The organism is Taurinivorans muris, from assembly GCF_025232395.1.
GTDB classification, from domain to species: Bacteria; Desulfobacterota; Desulfovibrionia; order Desulfovibrionales; family Desulfovibrionaceae; genus Taurinivorans; species Taurinivorans muris.
Genome location: NZ_CP065938.1, coordinates 171,639 through 193,114, shown reverse-complemented (window position 1 = coordinate 193,114; position 21,476 = coordinate 171,639). Strand labels below are relative to the sequence as shown.

The following is a 21,476-nucleotide window of genomic DNA, read 5'->3' as shown; positions in this document are numbered from 1 at the left end:
AATCACCTATGAATAATCAACAGCACTGAATTTCATCAGCCTATTCCAATTGTGATGGGATTCAATATAACGGATAGTGCCGGTTTTAGCACGGATAACAAGCGAATGGGTGACAGCGCCGCCGCCGACAAATTCAACACCGTTCAGGAATGAACCGCCGGAAATGCCCGTTGCCGCAAAAAATGCGTCGTCAGCTTTGATAAGCGATTCAATGGACAGAATTTCCCGCATATCGACACCGGCTTTCTCGATAGCTTCTTTTTCCACCAAAGACTGCGGATCAAGACGCCCTAAAAGCTGTCCGCCGACACCTTTTAATGCGCAGGCAGCAATGACGCCTTCCGGCGTTCCGCCTGTTCCCATCATGATATCGATACCGCCGCGCGGGTCGGCAACCATGAGAGCGCCTGCGACGTCACCGTCCGTATGCAGCTGTATTCTTGCGCCTGCTTCGCGGATTTCTTGAATAAGGCGTTGATGACGGGGTTTATCGAGAATAAAAACGACAAGGTCGTGGATATCTTTACCGCGCGCTTTGGCGACATTGCGCAGATTGTCTTTCACCGGAGCATCAATATCAATAACATTTCTCGCTTCAGGACCAACAGCGATTTTTTGCATATAATAACTCGGACCAGGATTATACATGGTACCGGCGGCACAAGCGCCGATTACGGAAATAGAATTGGGACGTCCTGTCGCCAAAAGGTTCGTGCCTTCGACCGGGTCGACGGCGATATCCAAACTCGCACCGTCACCGGTACCGATTTTTTCCCCGTTATAGAGCATTGGAGCATTATCTTTTTCACCTTCACCAATAATAACGGTACCATTGATATCAAGCGAATTAAAGGAAAGACGCATAGCATCAACCGCTGCACCGTCACCGCCTTCTTTATTTCCCAAGCCGAGCCAACGCGCCGCGGATAAAGCTGCAGATTCAGTAACACGCACAAGATCAAAAGCTAAATTTTTTTCAGGAGCTTGCATAATAAACCTTCCCTCATAATATTTTTTCCGTTTGTCTTATAACAAGTTTTGAAATAATCAGCAAGAATTAAGCTTACTTTTTTTTCATATCTGCTATCTCTGCGAATTTCAAATAATTTTATAAAAAGAAAACGCTGTCCGTGGGTGTTAAATCCCAGCACACTTTACCGTTCGTTTTCTTTTGCTTACGGATAAGAACATATAAGGCTCCGGTGCCTCCGTCTTCCTGCTTGGCTGTGCAAAAAGCGATAACCACACGTCTGAATGGGTCTTTTGTAAACCATTCCTGCACCTTATTGCGCAGTATGGGCATACCGTTCACAGAATTTTTTCCCTTGCCCGTAACCACTAAAACCGTACGCAAACCTCTTTGGTACGAATTTCTGAAAAATGCGACCAAATTATAGTAAGCCTGCTCGATATTGAGCCCGTGCAAATCAATATGGGCTTCGGGGCTGTATTGGCGGCTTTGCAATTTTCCCACAGTCATTAAATCCATGCCCAAAATATGCCCCTCAACATAATCTTCCGTAGCGTTAAGGGCAAATTCCAATTTACCGTCCATAAAATCCTGCAAGGGATTTGTTGCCGGAGGCGGGCTCACATTCAGCTCTTTCGTGCAGGGAACAACAGCCCTGCCTTTTCCGTCCAAGCTTTTCACATCCTGCATCGCCTTATAAAAATCGTCAGTATCTTCTTGATTTTCCTCATGTTTTGTATCAACAACGATTTTCTTTTTGGTCCCTTCCTGTTTTTCAGGCTGACGGGCGGAAACACGTTCTTTTTTCCGCATGTTTGTTTTCTCTAAAAGTTCCGCCATGGTGCAAGAATTTTCGGAAAAACCGGCATACACTTTCTTATCAAAACCAAGCGCACTCACTTCCCCGATACTGGCTAAGAACAAACGCTCATCGTCATCAAAAGAAACATCGGACGGTTTATGCTTTTCCGCCGGAACAGATACGCGCCTTGCTTTTTCAGGTGCGTTTTTATCAGGAAACTGCATAGCCGCAAGTTTTGCAAAAGGATTATTGGATTTTTCGTCATTTTTACTCATAGTACCGCCATATTCCGCTTATTTCAAAATTACAGCGGGGACATTTTCCCCTAAAATCATCTAAAATTTTCACTGAATATCCCTTTCGTTCAATAAGGGTTGTTTGGCATTTCGGACAAACAGTGTTATTTTCTTTTGGCACATTTCCATAATAAATATGGTGAAGCCCCGCTTCTTTTCCTATTTCATAGGCTTTATCGAGAGTATGAACCGGAGTTGCCGCTTTATTCCGCATATTATGGCTCGGATGAAACGCGCTGATATGCCATACCGTGTCTTTTCCCAATTCTTCCGCAATAAATTGAGCAAGCTGCGTCAATTCTTCCGTACTGTCGTTCAATTCAGGAATAAGAAGCGTCGTCACCTCAAGGTGCAGACCGGCTTCTTTCACTCTCACGCAGGAATCAAGAACAGGACGGAGCCTTGCTCCGCAAAAATCTTGATATGTTTTTTCGGAAAATGCTTTAATATCGATATTAAAAGCATGAATACACTGTTTTAATACCTGAAACGCCTGTTTTGAAAAATATCCGTTGGAAACAAAAATATTTGCCTTGTTTTCTTTTACCGCATATTCGGCAAGAGAAAGTGCCTGTTCAAAAAAGATTGTCGGCTCATTATAGGTATAGGCAAGCGTTTCAACATTATGCTCACAAGCAATACGGATAAGTTCTTCAGGTTCATAGGCTTGCCCGAAACAAGCGTTCATTGTCTGAAAATCATGATCGGGAAAATTTACAAATTGAACAGCTGTCACCAAAGAATGGTTTTGACACCAAGCGCATTGAAAATTACAGCCGACAGTTCCCACCGAAAGAGCTTTTGCTTTGGGCTTAAAATGATAAAGGGGCTTTTTCTCTATGGGATCGATATTGACAGCGGCTAACCGCTTACCCACAAGGGAAAAAACTTCGCCGTCCTTGTAGAAGCGGACATTGCACCTGCCGGCAGGCTCATCTTCCGATAAACGGCAAAAATGTGAGCAAAGCTTACACACGCAATACGTATCAAACTTTTCCCACATTTTTGCCTCATCAGTATTTTTTAATTATTTTCCAGCCGTCAGCGTTTCCGCTAAAATTTCAAGGCTGTGCCTTACCTTTATGTCTGTTTGGTTTCTTCCCAGCATATCGGCGATTTGCATCATGCAGGCGGGACAAGCCGTAACAACTTCTTCCGCGCCGCTGTCCACAATATTTTTCCATTTTCGCGTGCCGATTTTCAAAGAAAGTTCCGGTTGGGTCAAGGTGAAGCTTCCCCCGCAGCCGCAGCATTTGTCAGCTTCCGCCATTTCTTTTAACACATAATTTTCATTCAGTTTCAAAAGTTCACGCACTTCTTTGGAAATTCCCAAGGATTTCTTCAAGTGGCAAGATTCATGATAAGTAATCACAGCCGCATTTTCTTTCGGTGTGGTCTTGCTTGTGTCAATTTTTAAAACATTGTACAGAAAATCATGCATATCAATAGCCTTTGCGCTGATTTTTTGCAAAACGTCCCTTTCTTTCAGACTATAATTTCCAGATAGTTGCAGCCACCATTTATGCAGCGTTTCCGTGCAGGAAGGGCAGGCGCTGACAACATAATCAACCCCGTGATCAAGCCCTATGCGTTCAAAAACTCCGATATTGTTTTTAACCAAGGCGTCAAAACCGTTCTTATCACCGGAAGCCAAGGCGGGAAGCCCGCAGCAGGAAAAATCATCAGGCATGATTACCCCGACATCGTAATGAAACAATAAGGACAGCACGGCATCGCCGATTTGCGTATATACCTTGTCACTCATACAGCCGGGATAAAAAATGACATTGTATTTCTTGGACTTGTCCCCGACAAGAACTCCGTATTTTTCACTCAGCTGCTTTTTAGGCAAAGTGGGAATATGGCGTGCGCCAAGAAACGGTTTGAGCAAAGGGGCTGTTGCGGTATTCTGCTTGTTTTTTTGTCTGCGCAAAATAAGCCCTTGGAAAAGGGAGCCCGTGCGGATAGCATTTTTAAAAAGTTTCGGGTGGGTAAGCAATGATTGAAAAATAAATTTCTTGATAGGAGAAAGTTTTAAATACTGCGTTAACGCAATTCTTCCTTCAACGAAAATTTCCAGCGTTTTTACACCGGTAGAACAATTATGTTCACACGCACCGCACAACAGGCAACGAGTCAAACGCTCTTCGACAGCTTTAGGGTCTTTGATAAGTTCGTAAGCCAAATTCTGCAAAAGAACGATTTTGCCTCTTGCAACGTCAGCTTCCCTGCAAGTCTGTGAAAAAACGGGACAAACTGCTTGACAATTTCCACATCGCATACAAGATGCCAAAAGGTCGTCAATCTTCAAAAGAGATTGTCTTAACTGCTCCATATCATTCATATTAAACGCCCACTAATTTTTGTGTATTAAAAAGTCCTTTAGGGTCGATAGCTCTTCTCAGCCTGCGTGAGAACATGATAGTGCCGCGGGAAGTTTCTTTTTCAAGCCATTTCGCCTTTGCGGTGCCGATGCCATGCTCGCCGGAAAGCGTTCCGCCAAGTTCCAAAGCGACATTGAAAATTTCATCGACAGCAGCTTCCACTCGCACAAATTCTTCATGGTCACGCCTATCGCACAAAATGGTCGGGTGCAAGTTGCCGTCGCCGGCATGCCCGAATGTTCCCATCTGCACATTGTATTTTTTAGCGATTTCATTCAAAGCTTTCACCATGGCGGGAATTTTTGAACGGGGAACGGTTGCGTCTTCCAAAACAGTGGTAGGACGAAGACGGGCGAGAGCCGGAAGGGCATTTCTTCTGCCAAGCCAAATCTTATTCTTTTCTTCTTCGTTTTGGGCGATATGAATGGCTGTCGCGCCGCATGCCTTTAAAACTCTCTCGACAATTTCCGTTTCATCGGCAACTTGTCCCGGGTGCCCGTCCACTTCGATAAGCAAAAGCGCATCGGCATCTTTCGGCAAACCGATTTTCTTATCTTCTTCAACATAATTTATGGTCGCATGGTCCAAAAATTCCAAAGTACAGGGCACAACGTGGGCGGCGATGATACCCGCAACCGCTTCCGACGCTTTTTGCACATCGTCAAAAATAGCCATCATGGCTTTTGACGCCTTAGGAGGCGGAACAAGTTTTAAAATAGCTTTGCTGATAAGACCGAGCGTTCCCTCGGAACCGATCATCATACCCGCAAGATTATATCCGGTAACGCATTTTACCGTGCGGGAACCGGTTTTTACCAGCTGCCCCTCGAAATCATAAAATTCCAAGCCCATGACATAATCTTTGGTTACGCCATATTTCAAACCGCGCAAACCGCCTGCGTTTTCGGCAATATTGCCGCCGATGGTCGAAATGCTTTGCGAACCCGGATCAGGAGGATAAAAAAGCCCTTTTGTCCGAACCTGATTTGCAAATTGCTCCGTAACAACTCCGGGTTCGACAACCGCATACAAATCTTCTTCATTGATTTCCAAAATTTTATTAAGTTTTCCGGTCGCGATAACAACGCTGTCCTTATCGTCGGGAATGGTTCCGCCGGAAAGATTGGAACCTGAACCGCGGACAGTGATGTGCAATCCTTCATCATAACATTTTTTAACAATAACTCCAAGCTGTTCTGTTTTAGTCGGAAACAAAACCAAAGCCGGCACGCAAGACTCAAGCACAGCCGCATCAAAAGAATAGCTATGCCTGTCTATTTCTTCTGATAAAACATTTTCCTTTCCCAAAAGAGCTTCAAACTCCGCAATTAACGCTTTTGAAATCATAATTCACCTATTTCCTCGTTAAAGTTACTTGCATGTTTTTTAAAATACCACCGCTTCATTCGGCTTGCAACAAAAAAACTAAAATTAATGAAACCACCCTTTTACCGCATAATAGACAATCATGCCAAGACCGATGAAAAGCATGATACCCAAACAGATAGGATAAGCGTATTCATAACCGTATTCCGGCATATGCTCGAAATTCATGCCGTATAGACTGGAAATGAATGTCAGCGGCAAAAAAATCGAAGACAAAACCGTTAAAATACGCAGGCGTTTATCGGACAATTCTCGAAAATGGGAATCTATCCTATGAAGCTGATCTTCCAGATGCTTATCCAACTTATGCATGCTTTGCTCGACATGGGCGAGCGTATCTAAAATATCATTAAGCAATTTTTTAGTATGCGCAGGAAAGAACGATACGGAAATAACGGTTCTCAGCAAGGTGCAGGCAAATAAAAACTCTTCGCACTGCCCGGTGATATTCATTAAACGACCCTTTATCTTAACAACGTTATCATTGTCCTGATCATCGGGAATGCTTTCCAAGGACTTGATAAAACTGTTGATAATGCTTCTTGCTTCAAGATAATTATTAATAAGGTGTTCTTCTATGCCCTCAAGAAGATACATCAATAAAAAAATGCCTTCCTTACCTTCGAGCTTCACGCCCGCCTGCAGCTGCTGATAGGCTTTATCCAGCGTTTCACCTTCGCTCTTTGTTATTGTAAGAACAATATTTCCTAATAAAACCAAATGGATAAAATAGGTTGTTTCCTCCCAGCGGTTAGAAGTCGGAATACGCAGATACAAGCCTGTCGCCTGCACAACTTCAACCCTCGGAAACGCTTTTTTATCGGTAAAAAAACGTTGTTCAAATTCAGAAAGAGGGAGTGCAGCCAACAATTTTTCCCATTCGTCATCAGTTGAAATTTCATAATTCACCCAATACAAATTTTGCGATTGCTCAACAAAAAGTTCTTCCAAAACAACTTCCTGTCCTGTTTCTTTGCAAATATTGTTATGGATGAAAACGACTTTTTTATCCATTCCGCGACCTATTCTTTTTTCAATATTTCCACGGTTAAATTATGGTTTGTGAAGACACAGATGTCACCGGCGATTTCCATTGATTCCCTTGCGATTTCTTCCGCATCCAAATTGCTGTGTTTTAAAAGCGCTTTTGCGGCGGAAAGGGCGAAACTTCCGCCTGATCCGATAGCTGCAACCCCTGAATCCGGTTCTATGACATCGCCGGTTCCCGTTAAAATCAAAATATGTTCCAAATCAGCAACAAGAAGCATGGCTTCCAATTTGCGTAAGTATTTATCATTCCGCCAATCTTTCGCAAGCTCGACAGCGGCTCTGGCCAAATTTCCGCCGCTTTCCTCAAGTTTCGCTTCAAAACGTTCAAAAAGGGTGAAGGCATCGGCAGTCGCCCCTGCAAAACCTCCGATAACTTTTCCCTTATAAAGGCGGCGGACTTTTTTCGCCGTATGTTTCATCACCATGGATTGCCCCATGGTAACCTGTCCGTCTCCGGCTATGACGACTTTATCGTCTTTTCTGACCGCAAGTATCGTAGTGCCGCGTATTTCCATGCTCATACCCTTATTTCCAATATTTTTTCCGTTCCGCCATAATGGACTGAACGTTTTTCAAACTTGCTTTTTGCGTATCCGTTTGAGCGAGTTCCCCTGCTCTTTTGAGCCAAGAATTTGCCCTTGCTTCGTCATTTCTGTAAATTTCAGCCAGCGCCAACTGCAAATAGCCTTCAAATTCCTTGCCTTGACGCCCTAAAACACGTCCGTAAAAATTTAAAACCTCACCGTCTTCAGGAGCGTACCGCAAAACTTTCTCATACTCTTTTTGGGCTTCAAGAACATGATTTTCGCTGTCCAGCAAACGGGCGTAAAAAAATACCGCCATATAATCCTTAGGATTTACGGAAAGGGCTTTTTCCAAATATTTCTTTGCCTGCGCAAACTTTCCCACATCAAAATAAAAACGTCCCAGTTCCCTGTTCATAAGGGAATCGGAAGGAGCGGCTTGCACGGCTTTTTGCAAAAATTCTTCCGCCTGTCTGATTTGATTGCGTTTATGGGCGACTATTCCCAAGCCCATATAATCATAAGCGCTTTTTTTCGCTGAAAAATAATTTTCCGCAAAACGAAGATCCGCATAATAGGCGACGGTCAATGCTTTCGCCCGCAAAAACCTGCTGTTGTCAATCTTTTTATTCGTTTTTTTTAAGCCGCGGACAAAGGAATTTACCGCTGCAATACGGGCATTGATATTGGGGTGTGTGGATAAATACGTCGGAAAATCGGAACTCGCGCCTAAACTTTTATTTTGCAGGACCTGAAAGGCTTTCGCCATTCCCCGCGGGTCGTATCCCGCCCTCATCATATATTGCAAACCGAACTTGTCCGCATCACTTTCATCCTGCCGTCCATAGCTGAGCATCGCCGCCTGCGAAGTCGCCATTGAACCGGCAAGCAAAGCCCCGGAGGCATCCCCCCCGCCGGCTAAAACAGCTCCCACCATAGCAACCAAGGTTCCGATACTCAGATATGTTCCTCTGTCAATACGCGAAGCAATATGCCTTTGGGTCACGTGCGCAACTTCATGGGACAAAATACCTGCCAAAGAGTCCTCGTCTTCAATATTGACCAGCAGTCCGGAATAAACGCAGACATAGCCTCCGGGAGTGGCGAACGCATTAAGCACGGGACTGTAAATAACGTTTGTTTCAAAATCAAACGGCTGCGGAGGCACTTTCGCAATGATACGGTCCACGACGGAACGCACATATGATTTTATTTCAGGGTCTTCAATGATCGGCAAACGGGATTTCACAAGAATTTCAAATTCTTTGGCAAGTTCTTTTTCATCACGTATGCTAAATTCTTTAAACAATCCAGCCTTTGAAACATGAAGAGGACTTATGACAGCAATACATGCCGCGATACAAGCCGCCAAAATTTTTTTTATCATATTTCCTCACTATTTTCATAGTGTTAGCTAACCGGTATAATTGATCGCCCATACCTGCCCGTTTTGCGTGTCACGGACTTCAACATGCATGGCAGTAAGCGTATCACGGATGCTGTCGGCTTTTGCAAAATCCTTATTCTTCTTCGCTTCAAGCCTTTGCGCCAATAAATCTTCCACGTTTTGAACATCGATATTCATACGCTTCGCATTTAAATTTCTCAATTCAAGCAAAATGTCTGCCGGTTCCAGAGCGAAAACTCCCAGAATTTGCGACCAGATATTCACTTCCGCGCTGACCTGTTCCAAAAACGCTTTTGTTCCGTCCTTGCCTCGGAGCGTCTTGTCTTCAAGAACCCTGTTCACAAGACGGACAATGCCAAAAACATGCCCGAGCGCGGCGGCGGTATTGAAATCATCGTCCATAGCGTCCAGAAAAGCTTGTTTCAATTCCTGAAATTCTTTTAAAATTTCTTCAGGCATAGCCATTTTCTTATTGAAATCCTTTTGCAATGCGGAACGGACTTCCGCTAAACACTCATAAACGCGCACAAGCCCTTTTTCCGCATCGTCCATGGTTGCGAAACTAAAATCAAGGGGGCTTCTGTAATGTTTGCTCAAAAGGAAAAACCGCAATGCTTCGGGATGTCTCGCTTCCAAAATGTCCCGTATCGTCTTGAAATTTCCCAATGACTTTGACATTTTTTCCGAATCAATCTGCACAAAGCCGTTATGCACCCAAAATCTTGCAAATTCTCCGCCAAGAGCGGCTTCGCTTTGGGCTATTTCGTTCTCATGGTGAGGAAAAATCAAATCCTGTCCCCCGCCATGAATATCAAGAGGCAGCTTCAAATTCTTTTCACTCATGGCTGAACATTCGATATGCCAGCCCGGACGCCCTTTTCCCCAAGGACATTCCCAATACGGTTCGTTGGGTTTCGCCGCTTTCCATAAAGCGAAATCAAGGGGATCTTCCTTTTCTTCTCCCGGTTGTATCCGTGCCCCCGAACGCATGTCATTCACATCACGTCCGGAAAGCTTGCCGTACTCTTTAAAAGAACGGACTCTGAAATAAACATCGCCGGAAGGAGTTGCGTACGCATGACCTTTGGAAATAAGCTTTTCGCAAAGTTCAATCATTTCTCCGATATAGTCGGTAGCCTTAGGCTCCATATCGGCACGGCGGACATTGAGCTTGTCCATATCTTCATGAAATGCCGCAATATAACGTTCGGAAATTTCCTTTGAACTCACGTTTTCCTGATTGGCGCGATTGATGATCTTGTCGTCAACATCGGTAAAATTCCGCACAAATGTCACTTGATTTCCCTTAAATTCCAAATAACGGGCGATAACGTCAAAAACAACGGCGGAACGCGCATGCCCGATATGGCATAAATCATAGGCTGTTATTCCGCAGGCGTACATTCCCACCCTGCCTGCGACTTGCGGAACGAATTTTTCTTTTTTCTTGGTCATCGTGTTATATATATGCATAAAAAACTCCTTATTATTCCGTTAACTTCGCATAGTATACATAATAATTCGGTTTCAGTCAAAGAAAAGCCCTTGCCGATTAATTTTTAAAAACGCAATGATTTTATGCGGCTTCTTTTTTATTGTCTTTTTTTTTATTTCAAGTATACTTATCAAGAAATTATGACGGAGTATCCATTATGTTAAATAAAGCTATGATTATCGGACGGTTAGGACGTGAACCGGAACTCAAATACACCCAAAGCGGCATGCCTGTCACAACGCTCAACATCGCCACTGACGAAAGCTATCTTGACCGTGACGGAAACAGGGTTGAAAAAACGGAATGGCACAGAGTGAGCGTTTTTCAGCGTGCAGCGGAAAACTGCGCCCAATATCTGAGCAAAGGAAGTCTTGTTTACGTGGAAGGACGCATTCAAACCAGAAAATGGCAGGACCAGCAGGGGCAAGACCGTTATTCAACCGACATTGTGGCGAATACCGTACGTTTCCTTGACAAGAAAGGTGACAGGAATTCTGACGATTTCGCTCCTCAGCCGGCTCCAAAACCGAAACACAATCAAGAACCGATGGAAGACTACGGCTCACCGTTTCCAAGTGAAGCGAGCGATATGGACGACACCCCGTTTTAATCGCGATACCATAAAATAAAAAATAAGCCCTTTTTTTAGTTCAACCTGAAAAAGGGTCTTTTTATTTAACATAAAAATCAATAAAAGAAAAGTTCTTCTTGGGTAAAGAAAAAACGCCATTCCCTGTCAAAGCTTTCCTCGCTGTCAGAGGCATGCAGGGCGTTTGCGGAAATACTTTCCCCGTATTTGAAACGCAGCGTGTTCTCTTCCGCTTTTTTAGGGTCGGTATTTCCCGTCAATTCCCTGAAATCAAAAATCGCATTCTCTTTTTGCACAACAAAACAAAGCACGGGACTTAAACACATATACCGGATAAGTTCATTAAAAAAAGGTTTATCCGCATGCATTGCATAAAAATTTTTCGCTTTTTCTTCCGTAAGGTGAAACAATTTCAATCCTATCAGCTTAAAGCCCGCATTCGCGATATCGTCCAATATTTTACCGTAAAGCTTTTTTTTCATCGCATCAGGTTTTATAATTCCGAAGCTATATTGCATAATTCCCCCTAAAATGTTGACGGCAAAGAAAAAACTATGTTTTGATCCTTATACGCCTGCCATTTTTTTAATGCCTCAACAGTAGATCTTCTCACATGTCCGATAATGACAATACGTTTATTTCTTTTTGAAAGTTCATAAGCACGGTTCAATTCTTGCAAAATGTTTGCCGTATTCATATCGTTGTCTATGAAAAAATCACGTTTTGCCACTAAAAATTCATTCTCTTTACCAATCCGGTATAACTTCGACTGCGGAACAGTCAAACTGTCAAGCACCGAAAAATACGGTTTTATTTCCTGAACGGCTTTATAAAATTTTATAATAGCCGTTTCGTTCAGCGTGAATTTCGACCCCATGTGATTATTCAAACCCTGCGCATAGGGCAATGAAACAATATTTTCATACAAAATATCACGGATCTCTTCAAAACTCATATCCGTATACAAGCCCTGCTTTCCTATATCGACTTTCATCCCGCCGCGGGGCAGCGCTTCCATGGGCTGATGCAAATAAACAGGCAAGCCTTTTTCATGGGCTAAAACAGCAATAGACACCGCATAAGTCGATTTCGGCCAAATGGAAAAAATAACGGGAAAAGGCAAATCCATACACTCTTTCGCCAAAGAAAGATTTTCTCCCGCATCATCCAAGATGAGCGTGATGAAAGACCGGCTGCCTGACAGCAGGCTAAAAACGGAAATGCGTTCCTGCAATTCCTTTAATCGAATAACATGCGTAATTTTTCCTTGATATTGTATATAATAAAAACTTTTTTCAAAAGTTACGGAACAAGACAAATTCTGATTTTTTAAAAAATCTTTGAGTTTTCCAAAAAAAGCGATGTTCTCATCATCAATATAATACATGTACTCCGGGGTTTCCTCATGCACCAGCTGATAAACGATAAAAGGGTACGCCTCGTTTTTTTGTGTGAAATGTATTCCCTTATCGGCATAAATCAAGGATTGAGCTGGAATTTCCTTCTTCAGAAAACCGTCAACCGCTTCATGGATTTTCCCGATATGCGCGAGCAATTCCTTATCATATCGATAATTCCGGCAAATACTTTTCTCCAGTTCCCAATAAGGGTCACGGTCAGCAATGTATGCGGAAAAATTTATGTCCGCCGCGTTATAAGAACTCTTATGCGCCAACAAGTTTTGCCCGTTTTCCGTTTTTGTTTCCCGGTATTCTTCGTGAAAAACACCTGAATTGGTGGTATACAGAAAATGCGAAAGCAGCGCGGAAATACCCAAATAAACAGCCATGCACAAAACAAAAAACAAAAATCCCGCAAAAATGCGTTTCATTCCCGCGAAAATCGGTTTATTTTTATTCAGTGCTGCCAATACGTGCCGTTTCATTTTCCGCTCATAAAAAAGGACTTGCGTTTACAAGTCCTTATTTTAAACAAAATCAAAAATACTGTCTATCTTTCAATTATTTAATTTTTTGAATGGTTGGCAAAGATTTGACCAGCTGCAAAGCGACCCTCAGCTGATTGTCGTTTTCCAAAAGTTCTTTGCTCTCGATATTTTGAACAGACTGAGCATTTTTCTTAGCTCTGTCAGATTCAAGATGTCTTGTTAAATCTTTTTCACGGACGGAAAAATTATCTTCGGCTTTACGGGGACTTTCCCAAAGCACTTCAAAATCGGGAACAATGCCTTCGGCTTGAATGGATTTTCCGGAAGGAGTGTAATAGAGGGCAACCGTTAATTTCAAGCCCGTTCCGTCAGGCAAAGGAATGACATTCTGCACGGAGCCTTTGCCGAAAGTTTTTTCTCCGACAATCAAGGCGCGTTCCTGATCGCAAAGCGCACCCGCCACGATTTCGGAAGCAGAAGCAGACCCCGCATTCACTAAAACAACCAAAGGGGCTTTTATATCGTCTTTTTGTTTTTGCGCCTTATATTCCAGCTCTTCATTGCCGTCACGCCCTTTCATGGACATGATCACGCCTTCTTCAAGGAACATATCGGCAATATTGATTGCTGATTCGACCAATCCTCCGGGGTTGTTGCGCATATCAAGGACAATGCCTTTCAACTCCGATTTTTTCATCGCCTCATCGATTTCTTTTCTCAAATCAGAAAACGTATTTTCACTGAAACGCGTCAGCCGCACCCAAAAATATCCATTTTCCAATTCCTTGACTTTCACGGTATGATACGGAATATCGTCACGTTTCAGTTTCACGGTCACAGGGGAATTTGAATTTTTATGCAAAATAAGCAGGGTGAGCTCCGTGCCCTTTTTGCCGCGCATGAGGGTTGCCGCCTCTGACAAGGTCATTTGGTCGGTGAATTTTCCGTCAATGGAAAGAATTTGATCGCCTGCCAGAATACCCGCTTTATACGCAGGAGTGTCTTCGATCGGAGTAACAACGGTCACAATACCGTTCAAGGTGGTGATTTCAACGCCAATACCGCTGAATTTGCCGACATTCGTTTCCTGCATCTGCTTGAATTCATCTTTATCCATCATTGCGGAATGAGGATCCAAACCTTGCAGCATGCCTTTCAAAGCACCGTCGATCAATTCCGGCTGCTTGACTTCCTCAACATAATATTGTTCGACTATATCAAGAACCTGACTGAATCTACGCAAAGAATCATAATCAACATCGGCACTGACGGCCTTCATATATGTTCCGCCTGCCAAAAACGCAGCCATTACAACAGAAAAACAAATTGTCAATCGAATATATTTACGCATCCAAGCCTCCAATCATATTGGTTGATAAGTATACACACATACCCGTAAAATAGCAATAATAAAAAAACGTTAAATTTTCTTTTTACTTAATCGCCTTTTCTCTTTGAAGCATATTTGACAGAACCCCCAAAAAAAAATATGCTCATTAAAAATCATTTCTTGAGGTTTCTATGAATAAAAAAATATTGTCAGGGCTTGCCGTCCTTCTCGTAATACTTGCCGGAGGCTATTTCTACACCAAGAAAATCAATTCGCAAATTGAAGAGATTGCGGAACAAACCCTTGCCGACTATAACATCAAACATTCGGCTATCAAGTATAATTGCCTCAATAAAACACTGATGATTAAAGACATAGCCTTTCCTTACGACAGCAAGAACATAAAAATAGACAACACAGCCGAAGAAATACTCATTAAAGGCGTCAATGCCGATTCTTTCAAAAAAGACACGGACGAAGCCATGCTTTTGTGCAAAGAACTTATTTTTAAAACGGTCAAATCAACCGTCTATGCCTATGACAACGAAGAATTGGAAACAACGACAAAAAAAATCAGCATAAAAAAACCTGTCCTCAATTTACAGAAATTAATTTCTCTCCATGCAACTATGCCCTATTCCGAAGAATATTTTCAAAATATTTTAAATATACGCCATGACGGCATTGTTTTTGACAATATCAATATGCAGGCATTCAAAGACAGTGAAAATAACATGAGCTTCGCCATAGACACGATTGAATTTCCTGCTTTCCGTGAAAACAATTTTGATATTTTTTATAAGAATATCAATATCGCAAGCAGTCCTATCGATATTAAAGCCGCAGAAATCGCCTTGCAAAACATCACGCTTCCCACAGCGGAATATTTGGCGACTCTCAGCAAAACCGTCATCCGCCTGAATGAATTGGAGCGGTATCTCGACTATGCAAACGACAGCCTCAGCCTGCTCGAATACGAGGAATTATCGGAAATGCTTTTGTCACAATTATCTTATCAGGATAGCACGCCGCTGATGAGTAATATAAAAATTGCCGACATAGCATTTTCTTTCAATGAAATCGATGAAGTCGCCGAAACTCCGATAACCATAAAAGAACTTGCCTATGCAATAAATGAAAACGACAAAACGCTCATCATCAATTCCGAACTTGAACAACTGACTATCGCCAATAATTTTTTGCAGCATGTCGTAACCCCGAAGTCCCTTGAACTTTTTAAACAAAAATTTACGAACGGAATGATAATCAGCTTGGGCCACAATGCCGAATATACCAAAGAAACAGGGCGATACACCCAAGACACGAAGCTTTCCGTCGATAAACTGGCGGATCTTACCGCAAAAACTGCGGGATTTGTCCTCAACAAGGACAAATCCGTTTTCCTTTCAAATTACAATACGTTTCTTTCCGGCTTGACAGAATATGATTTGGATAAAATTCTCAATACGGTCACATTAAAAAACCTGCAAGTATCCTATGCCGATACCGGTTTTATAGATTTTGCATTTAAAATCGCGGCACAAGAAACAGGCATGCCTGCCGACAAAGTCAAAGAACAGGCGCTTGCCACACTGGAAATGGAAAAAAATACCATAGCGGATATTGAAGAACGCACAACGTTTGACAATGATGTCATCAAAGTCATCGATACGCTTATGGAAACCATCAACAATACGGGAAAATTCCTTATAGGCATAACATTTGATGATGAATTGACATTGAATGAACTCATCAATGCAACAGATGCTCCAGCCTATACTTTGGAAGTGAATGCAAAATAATCACAAAACGTTTGTCCGAACGGGGGATACGATATGCATTTTTATTTGCTCACAGGCATTGTTGTCGGTTTTGCAGCAAGCATTTTAGCCGGAAGATATGGAAGAAACGTGAATTTTTGGTTTGTTGTTTGCTTCATCTTTCCTCCTACGTTTCTTGTTTTATTGGCACTCGGCGAAAATCAGGAATGCATGCCGGACATGCAAAATCAGGCACAAGCAATGAATGAATACACGGAATGCCCTTACTGTGCGGAACGTATCAAGAAAAAAGCCAAAGTGTGCAAACACTGCGGACGCGATATTCCCCCGAAAGAAATAAACATATGAAACAAAGTCCCTCCGGAGACTTTGTTTTTGTGTTAAAGCGGCGGCAACAGGGCTCACATTCAAAATCAATTGAATGAAAATAAAATAAGACCGCCATCCGCCCGAAGAATACCACCCCCTGTTTACGCGTGGTACGAATAAATAAAACAAGGTAAGCCGCCTCATAACAGCTTGCAGATAGAATGCGGCGAACAAACATATTTTTAAAACGCCTTAAAGCAAGCTATACCATGCTTGATCTCCCAAAACAGAAAGAACCAACAACTAAGGAATAAAATAGTTTCAAATACAAACCCGATGAAATTTATCCCATATATGCCAAAACTGTTGATACCATAAGAGCTTAACAATCGGAAATTCATAAGAAACTATCAATGAAGCTAAAGAAATAAGCAATAAAAAAAGATGTGTTATGCATTTTGGAAAATAACATAACAGATGATAATGAAAATTTGCACATTGTAAAAAGATGATGAATGAAATGCGACCGGCAAATAATTTAAAACGTCTTGAAACACAAACCGGCAATTTGCCCTTATAGAGCGGAAAAAACCACCCGCTGAGCGGATGGTTTTTATTCTTACTCATATTTATTATGACAACATATTATTTTAAATGAATTTCAATACGCACATTGAATTCATGTTCAAGTTCGCTCAGCCTGTCACGTTTTTTATTCAATAAATAAAACGCGATTTCCTGTTCCACATGATGCACATACGTTGCAGGCACATTTTTTCCTGCCAGCTTGCTCCTGATATCACGCAAAACCCCCTGCGCCTGCCACTCCAAGTTTCTTCTAAACCCCGTTCCCCGACAATGCGGACATGGTTCGGAGGTTATGGAAATAACACTGGACCCGGTTCTTTGCCGGACGAGTTCAAGCAAGCCGAAACCGCTCAATTTTCCGATATCGTGCCTTGCCCGGTCGCGTTTCATTGCGGCGTGCAACGCGTTTTCCACGTCGCGGCAATGGTTTTTATCCCGCATTTCAATAAAATCGATAACAACCTGCCCGCCAATGTCACGAAGGCGCAAATGTCTGGCTATGGCTTCCACAGCCTCCATATTCGTCCTGTAAACCATGGCTTCAAAATTACTTTTGCCTTGGCTTTTTCCGGAGTTGATATCTATCGCCATAAGCGCTTCCGTTTGGTCAAAAACCAAACGGCCGCCGGAAGGAAGATTGACTTCCCGTTTAGTCACTTCGTCAAGCTGACGGGTGATATTGAAATGCTCCCAAAGCGTTTGCCTCTTATCATCGTATAAATGCAGCATATCCTTATTTTTCGGGAAAAGGACCTTTATCAGTTCGCCGACGCTTTTTTGCACATCTTTGGAATCAACCCAAACCTCATCAATATCTTCATTCAGATAATCACGGACCGCACGGGTGGCTAAATCCGCTTCCTGATAAACCAAACTCGGAGCAGGTGATTTCACGACTTGTTTTTGAATGGTCTTCCATGTGCGTTTCAGCAGCTGCAAATCTTTATGAATATGCGTCTTGCTCGCTCCCTCGCTCGCGGTGCGGATAATCACGCCCATATTTTCACCGGGCTTAATACCGTTGAGCAGCATACGCAGTCTTTGACGCTCTTCATTGTCTTCAACCTTGCGGGAAACGCCGATTTGTTCCTGCCCGGGAGTTAAAACGAGAAAACGCCCCGCAAGGGAAAGCCATGTGGTTAAAAAAGCCCCTTTGGAACCGTTCGGTTCTTTGACCACCTGCACCAAAACTTCTTGACCGACTTTCAAAACTTTTTGAATGGGAGGATATTTAGCCGAGGTTTCATGATGCAAAGACAAATAATATTCGGGGTGCACCTCGTCAATTTGCAAAAAGCCGTTTTTACCGCAGCCGAAATTGACAAAAGCCGCTTGCAGGTTCGTATCCACGTTATTGATGACGCCCTTATAAATATTTCCGCGGATTTTGCTCTGATGCGCCATTTCAACGAAATATTCGGAAACAACCCCGTTTTCCGTAATCACAACTTCGACTTGTTCGTCGGGCACGGTGCTTACATAAAGCACCCTGTGAACATGCTCTTTCTTATCTTTTGCCGTTTCTTTCTTATTTTTTTTCGCTTTGCGCAGCGTTTCTTCAGCTTCGATGCGGGCGATTTCGCCGTCTTCCACAATAGGGAAATTTTCAAATTCCTGAACTAAATCCGCCTCATTTTGAATTTTCTTTTTACGGCCGCGTTTTCTTGGCTTTTTTATGCTTTTTTCAGAATCGCTGACAAGAGGCAGAACGGCGTCGATATAAGGGGCTTCTTCAATAACACCCAAGACTCCCAAACCTGCCTGCTCACCGCAAGCGCTTAAGCTTTCCGTTCCGTTGTATTCGGCAACACCGTTCACGCCTGCGACAAAATCAACGTCTTTTTCTTCCGGTTTTGCGTTTTCATTAACTTCGCCTGCGATGATTTCTTTATTTTCTGACGCATTCTTGCCTTTACGGCCGCGTTTCCTGGAAGCTGCGGCTTTCTTATTCTCACTTTTTTCTTCAACAGGAACCATTTGCCCTTGCTCATAAACAAGCATATCCTTTGAACCGACAAGAGCGATATCTTTTACGCTTTGTTCCGCGGGAAGATTTCGGGAGGGTTCATCATAAGGCAATTCTTTTGAATTGCCCGCCAAAAGAGCTTTACGGTCCTGAGCGGCTGAAGCGATGGCTTTGCGTTCCTGCGAAGTTATTGCGGGAGGAACTTCTTTTACTGCTTGAACGGTATCGGTTTTGCGCCCGCGGGGTTTTGCCGCTTTTCCACGGGCAGGGGCAGCCGTTTTTCCTGTTCCGCTTTTTTTCTTGTCAGCCCCAAGTGCGGAATTATCAGAAGCAGAATGTTCAGGCGATGTTTCTTGAGCGCTTTCTTCCGGTGCCGGGATTTTTGTTTTTCTTGGGCGCCCGCGGCGTGATTTTTTGGGCGTTTCGCTATCCAAAGCTTGCGGCTCAAACTTCGCCTCACCCTCTTTTGGGCTTGTTTCCTGATTATTTTCCGTTACAGCGGCTTGCTTTCTGGGTCTTCCTTTCTTCTTTTTTTCTGTTTCTTCCATAAAAAATCCTAATTGATTGTACATAATTCCATTTCAGGCGTTTCGGAAAGCACTAATTTCCCATAACAACCCGACGCAAAAGCCCCAAGATTAAAAACCGTTGTCTTGCCTATGGTATCTTTTGCGCGGCTTTCGTGAATGTGCCCGCAAATACAAAAATCCGGCTGATAATCTTGTATAAATTTTAAAATTGCCTTGCTCCCGACATGCTTTCCGTTTTTCAGTCTGTCACATTCCGTTCCATAAGGCGGATTATGGCTGATGAAAACTGTTAACGCCTTTTTGGGAAGCATTGCGAATTTTTTCAAATTTTCTTCATAAAATTCTTCAGCAAATTCTGAAGAAGTGGAAAAAGGCGTCGGCAAAGAACCGCCCATTCCCAAAAGCAAAATCGTGTTCGTTTCAATATGCCGCTTATGCAAATTTATTCGCCTTTCCGATAAATATCCGTCAACCTGCGCCGTATCCATATTTCCTATTTGGGCATAAATTTTCCTATTGCATGCTTCAAGCGCCTGCATCACTTTTTTTGCGTCGCCCAGCGTACCGTTTTTTCCGATATCGCCAGTAACAACAATACCTTGCGCTTTTTGAACATCTTTTATCCGAGGAATAGTTCGTATTTCGCCGTGAATATCACCTAAAAAAATCCAAAAAGGAAATTCCGCAATCCCCATATCCTCAATTCCCGCATACAAACTGGATATTTACAAAAAAAACGATACAGTATATTCATTTGTTAGAAAAGTAATAATAAAAATTCATTTTTTTTTCAAGAAAAAAATAAATAATATAAAATTTTTAGAGGCGATATGGATAAAAACACATTAAGGAAACATATGGACGAGCAGAGAAGTACTTTATATAAAAATAATAATTTCAATGAATTATGTTTAAAAGTACAAAATCATGTTTTAAAACATCCGCTTTTTCTTTCTGCAAAAAACATTTGCACCTATGCCCCGGCAAAAAGCGAAATCGATGTGAATTCAATAAGCCAAACAGCATGGGAACAAAATAAAGCCGTTTATTATCCCCGCTGTTCAAAAACGCAAAAAGGGATCATGCATTTTTATCTGTGCAATAATTTTTCAGAACTTGAAAAAGGCGCCTATGGTATTTTGGAACCCAAAAAATCATGCCCTATTTGCAGTGAAGACACACTCAACAGCCCTGACACGCTTATTCTTGTACCCGCCCTTTCCTACTCTCCAAAAGGCTGCCGTTTGGGATACGGACAAGGATTTTACGACAGGTTTTTAGCAAAAATTCCGCAAGCCGGCAGTTTCGGCATTACTTTTACGGCTCTTCTCTCAAATGAAATCCCCGCTGACCCGTGGGATTTGCCGGTACAATACCTTGTAACGGAAGAAGGAATACAAAAAATACAAATTTGATGAAATAAAAATTTTTTGCCGTATACAATACGCTGAAAAAATTTCTTATCAAACCTTATTCCAATTTCATTTTTCTGCACAAGTCTTCATAAACCTTGTCAATGTGCTTGCCAAGCAATTCTGTTGCGTGCTTCACTTCCCCGTTTTGCATCGCGTAATAAATATCTTGGTGGTCGGATAACACCATGTTTTCCTGCACATCTTCACAGCTTTGATAAGAATTGTAATATCTCGTATAAATATTGCAGCGTAAAAAAATTCTTTTCCACGCTTCAAGCAAATAGGTATTGTACGCCATTTTCACAATAAATAAATGAAACGCTTCATCAATTTCAACAAATTTCTTAATATCGTCATAACGCAGCGCCATGACAGAATCTTCCAGCATTCTGTTCATAACGGAAAGAACATAATAATCATTGCGTTCCGTAACAATCCTCAAAGCTTCCACTTCCAATAACTTGCGTATGCTGAAAACATTATGCGCGTCATCATGTTCAAGCAAAGGAATATAACTGCCTTTTTTAGGAACTTTTTTCAAAATTCCTTCAGAAACAAGACGGTTTAAAGCAATGCTTATAGGCGTTCTGCTCATGCCAAAGTCGATAGCTAACGAGCTTTCCAAAATAAAATCACCGGGCTTATACGATTGTTTGATAGTTTCCGTCAATAAACGATATGCCCTCTCTTCCGCATTTAATTTTTCTTTCACATTACCCATGAAAGCCTACTTCCCATAATCTAAGCGTTACTGTATAAGAGTAC

The 21,476-nt window shown here is 42.4% G+C and carries 19 protein-coding genes; 4 read left to right on the top strand and 15 right to left on the bottom strand.

Translation table 11 applies throughout. The annotated features are described in order from the left end of the window. Positions 1-6 precede the first annotated feature (6 nt). The 9 genes from glpX to cysS all read right to left on the bottom strand — a co-directional run bounded on the left by glpX (position 7) and on the right by cysS (position 10,293). A complete protein-coding gene (gene glpX, locus JBF11_RS00880) occupies positions 7-990 on the bottom strand; it encodes a class II fructose-bisphosphatase (protein WP_334315508.1) in 984 nt (327 codons plus the stop codon). 118 nt (positions 991-1,108) lie between these two features. Then, the gene (locus JBF11_RS00875) at positions 1,109-2,047 is read right to left on the bottom strand and encodes a Smr/MutS family protein (protein WP_334315507.1); all 939 of its coding nucleotides are present in this window, start codon (positions 2,045-2,047) and stop codon (positions 1,109-1,111) included. Continuing rightward, positions 2,040-3,071 (bottom strand): AmmeMemoRadiSam system radical SAM enzyme, encoded by a 1,032-nt coding sequence (gene amrS / locus JBF11_RS00870; RefSeq protein WP_334315506.1) that lies wholly within the window; start codon positions 3,069-3,071, stop codon positions 2,040-2,042. Before amrS ends, JBF11_RS00875 begins: the two co-directional genes overlap by 8 nt. Positions 3,072-3,095: 24 nt before the next feature. Beyond that, positions 3,096-4,349 (bottom strand): (Fe-S)-binding protein, encoded by a 1,254-nt coding sequence (locus JBF11_RS00865; protein WP_334315505.1) that lies wholly within the window; start codon positions 4,347-4,349, stop codon positions 3,096-3,098. Positions 4,350-4,413: 64 nt separating this feature from the next. Beyond that, complete coding sequence (locus JBF11_RS00860; protein WP_334315504.1) at positions 4,414-5,799, bottom strand: FAD-binding oxidoreductase; 1,386 nt, start codon at positions 5,797-5,799, stop codon at positions 4,414-4,416. Positions 5,800-5,883: 84 nt separating this feature from the next. Further along, positions 5,884-6,852, bottom strand: a complete 969-nt coding sequence (locus JBF11_RS00855; protein ID WP_334315503.1) for a CorA family divalent cation transporter — start codon at positions 6,850-6,852, stop codon at positions 5,884-5,886. An 8-nt stretch (positions 6,853-6,860) separates the two neighbouring features. Beyond that, on the bottom strand, positions 6,861-7,403 hold the full coding sequence (gene hslV / locus JBF11_RS00850; RefSeq protein WP_334316342.1) for an ATP-dependent protease subunit HslV: 543 nt from the start codon (positions 7,401-7,403) through the stop codon (positions 6,861-6,863). 10 nt (positions 7,404-7,413) lie between these two features. After that, complete coding sequence (locus JBF11_RS00845; RefSeq protein ID WP_334315502.1) at positions 7,414-8,799, bottom strand: beta-barrel assembly-enhancing protease; 1,386 nt, start codon at positions 8,797-8,799, stop codon at positions 7,414-7,416. 27 nt (positions 8,800-8,826) lie between these two features. Next, a complete protein-coding gene (gene cysS, locus JBF11_RS00840; RefSeq protein WP_334315501.1) occupies positions 8,827-10,293 on the bottom strand; it encodes a cysteine--tRNA ligase in 1,467 nt (488 codons plus the stop codon). 179 nt (positions 10,294-10,472) lie between these two features. Here cysS and JBF11_RS00835 point away from each other — a divergent pair, with 179 nt between their 5' ends. Next, positions 10,473-10,925 (top strand): single-stranded DNA-binding protein, encoded by a 453-nt coding sequence (locus JBF11_RS00835; RefSeq protein WP_334315500.1) that lies wholly within the window; start codon positions 10,473-10,475, stop codon positions 10,923-10,925. 77 nt (positions 10,926-11,002) lie between these two features. Here the strand turns inward: JBF11_RS00835 and ndk are convergent, their stop codons facing one another. From ndk to JBF11_RS00820, 3 genes are all read right to left on the bottom strand, one after another. Further along, entirely contained in the window at positions 11,003-11,422 is a 420-nt protein-coding gene (gene ndk, locus JBF11_RS00830) for a nucleoside-diphosphate kinase (RefSeq protein ID WP_334315499.1), read from the bottom strand. An 8-nt stretch (positions 11,423-11,430) separates the two neighbouring features. Beyond that, positions 11,431-12,789 (bottom strand): divergent polysaccharide deacetylase family protein, encoded by a 1,359-nt coding sequence (locus JBF11_RS00825; protein WP_334315498.1) that lies wholly within the window; start codon positions 12,787-12,789, stop codon positions 11,431-11,433. 76 nt (positions 12,790-12,865) lie between these two features. Then, a complete protein-coding gene (locus tag JBF11_RS00820; RefSeq protein ID WP_334315497.1) occupies positions 12,866-14,143 on the bottom strand; it encodes a S41 family peptidase in 1,278 nt (425 codons plus the stop codon). Between the two features lie 170 nt (positions 14,144-14,313). Between JBF11_RS00820 and JBF11_RS00815 the strand changes: the two genes are divergently transcribed. Both JBF11_RS00815 and JBF11_RS00810 read left to right on the top strand, forming a co-directional pair. Continuing rightward, on the top strand, positions 14,314-15,924 hold the full coding sequence (locus JBF11_RS00815; protein ID WP_334315496.1) for a hypothetical protein: 1,611 nt from the start codon (positions 14,314-14,316) through the stop codon (positions 15,922-15,924). Between the two features lie 33 nt (positions 15,925-15,957). Beyond that, positions 15,958-16,251: a zinc ribbon domain-containing protein gene (locus JBF11_RS00810; protein WP_334315495.1), complete on the top strand. Its 294-nt coding sequence runs from the start codon at positions 15,958-15,960 to the stop codon at positions 16,249-16,251. A 606-nt stretch (positions 16,252-16,857) separates the two neighbouring features. On the opposite strand, the gene JBF11_RS00805 is transcribed toward JBF11_RS00810, so the two are convergent. Both JBF11_RS00805 and JBF11_RS00800 read right to left on the bottom strand, forming a co-directional pair. After that, positions 16,858-19,314 (bottom strand): Rne/Rng family ribonuclease, encoded by a 2,457-nt coding sequence (locus JBF11_RS00805; RefSeq protein ID WP_334315494.1) that lies wholly within the window; start codon positions 19,312-19,314, stop codon positions 16,858-16,860. Positions 19,315-19,322: 8 nt separating this feature from the next. Further along, entirely contained in the window at positions 19,323-19,991 is a 669-nt protein-coding gene (locus JBF11_RS00800) for a metallophosphoesterase family protein (protein WP_334315493.1), read from the bottom strand. Positions 19,992-20,126: 135 nt separating this feature from the next. On the opposite strand from JBF11_RS00800, the gene JBF11_RS00795 reads away from it, so the two are divergent. Continuing rightward, complete coding sequence (locus JBF11_RS00795; RefSeq protein WP_334315492.1) at positions 20,127-20,711, top strand: 5-formyltetrahydrofolate cyclo-ligase; 585 nt, start codon at positions 20,127-20,129, stop codon at positions 20,709-20,711. A 55-nt stretch (positions 20,712-20,766) separates the two neighbouring features. Here JBF11_RS00795 and JBF11_RS00790 read toward each other — a convergent pair whose 3' ends face one another. Then, positions 20,767-21,432 (bottom strand): GntR family transcriptional regulator, encoded by a 666-nt coding sequence (locus JBF11_RS00790; protein ID WP_334315491.1) that lies wholly within the window; start codon positions 21,430-21,432, stop codon positions 20,767-20,769. Positions 21,433-21,476: the final 44 nt, after the last annotated feature.

What these genes read in the sequence shown, in the direction of transcription:
- JBF11_RS00815 (WP_334315496.1), top strand. Translation starts at nt 14,314, where the DNA reads ATGAATAAAAAAATATTGTCAGGGCTTGCCGTCCTTCTCGTAATACTT.
- ndk (WP_334315499.1), bottom strand. Translation starts at nt 11,422, where the DNA reads ATGCAATATAGCTTCGGAATTATAAAACCTGATGCGATGAAAAAAAAG.
- JBF11_RS00795 (WP_334315492.1), top strand. Translation starts at nt 20,127, where the DNA reads ATGGATAAAAACACATTAAGGAAACATATGGACGAGCAGAGAAGTACT.
- JBF11_RS00835 (WP_334315500.1), top strand. Translation starts at nt 10,473, where the DNA reads ATGTTAAATAAAGCTATGATTATCGGACGGTTAGGACGTGAACCGGAA.
- JBF11_RS00865 (WP_334315505.1), bottom strand. Translation starts at nt 4,349, where the DNA reads ATGCGATGTGGAAATTGTCAAGCAGTTTGTCCCGTTTTTTCACAGACT.
- JBF11_RS00800 (WP_334315493.1), bottom strand. Translation starts at nt 19,991, where the DNA reads ATGGGGATTGCGGAATTTCCTTTTTGGATTTTTTTAGGTGATATTCAC.
- hslV (WP_334316342.1), bottom strand. Translation starts at nt 7,403, where the DNA reads ATGGAAATACGCGGCACTACGATACTTGCGGTCAGAAAAGACGATAAA.
- glpX (WP_334315508.1), bottom strand. Translation starts at nt 990, where the DNA reads ATGCAAGCTCCTGAAAAAAATTTAGCTTTTGATCTTGTGCGTGTTACT.
- cysS (WP_334315501.1), bottom strand. Translation starts at nt 10,293, where the DNA reads ATGCATATATATAACACGATGACCAAGAAAAAAGAAAAATTCGTTCCG.
- JBF11_RS00790 (WP_334315491.1), bottom strand. Translation starts at nt 21,432, where the DNA reads ATGGGTAATGTGAAAGAAAAATTAAATGCGGAAGAGAGGGCATATCGT.
- JBF11_RS00825 (WP_334315498.1), bottom strand. Translation starts at nt 12,789, where the DNA reads ATGAAACGGCACGTATTGGCAGCACTGAATAAAAATAAACCGATTTTC.
- JBF11_RS00805 (WP_334315494.1), bottom strand. Translation starts at nt 19,314, where the DNA reads ATGGAAGAAACAGAAAAAAAGAAGAAAGGAAGACCCAGAAAGCAAGCC.
- amrS (WP_334315506.1), bottom strand. Translation starts at nt 3,071, where the DNA reads ATGTGGGAAAAGTTTGATACGTATTGCGTGTGTAAGCTTTGCTCACAT.
- JBF11_RS00845 (WP_334315502.1), bottom strand. Translation starts at nt 8,799, where the DNA reads ATGATAAAAAAAATTTTGGCGGCTTGTATCGCGGCATGTATTGCTGTC.
- JBF11_RS00875 (WP_334315507.1), bottom strand. Translation starts at nt 2,047, where the DNA reads ATGAGTAAAAATGACGAAAAATCCAATAATCCTTTTGCAAAACTTGCG.
- JBF11_RS00820 (WP_334315497.1), bottom strand. Translation starts at nt 14,143, where the DNA reads ATGCGTAAATATATTCGATTGACAATTTGTTTTTCTGTTGTAATGGCT.
- JBF11_RS00860 (WP_334315504.1), bottom strand. Translation starts at nt 5,799, where the DNA reads ATGATTTCAAAAGCGTTAATTGCGGAGTTTGAAGCTCTTTTGGGAAAG.
- JBF11_RS00810 (WP_334315495.1), top strand. Translation starts at nt 15,958, where the DNA reads ATGCATTTTTATTTGCTCACAGGCATTGTTGTCGGTTTTGCAGCAAGC.
- JBF11_RS00855 (WP_334315503.1), bottom strand. Translation starts at nt 6,852, where the DNA reads ATGGATAAAAAAGTCGTTTTCATCCATAACAATATTTGCAAAGAAACA.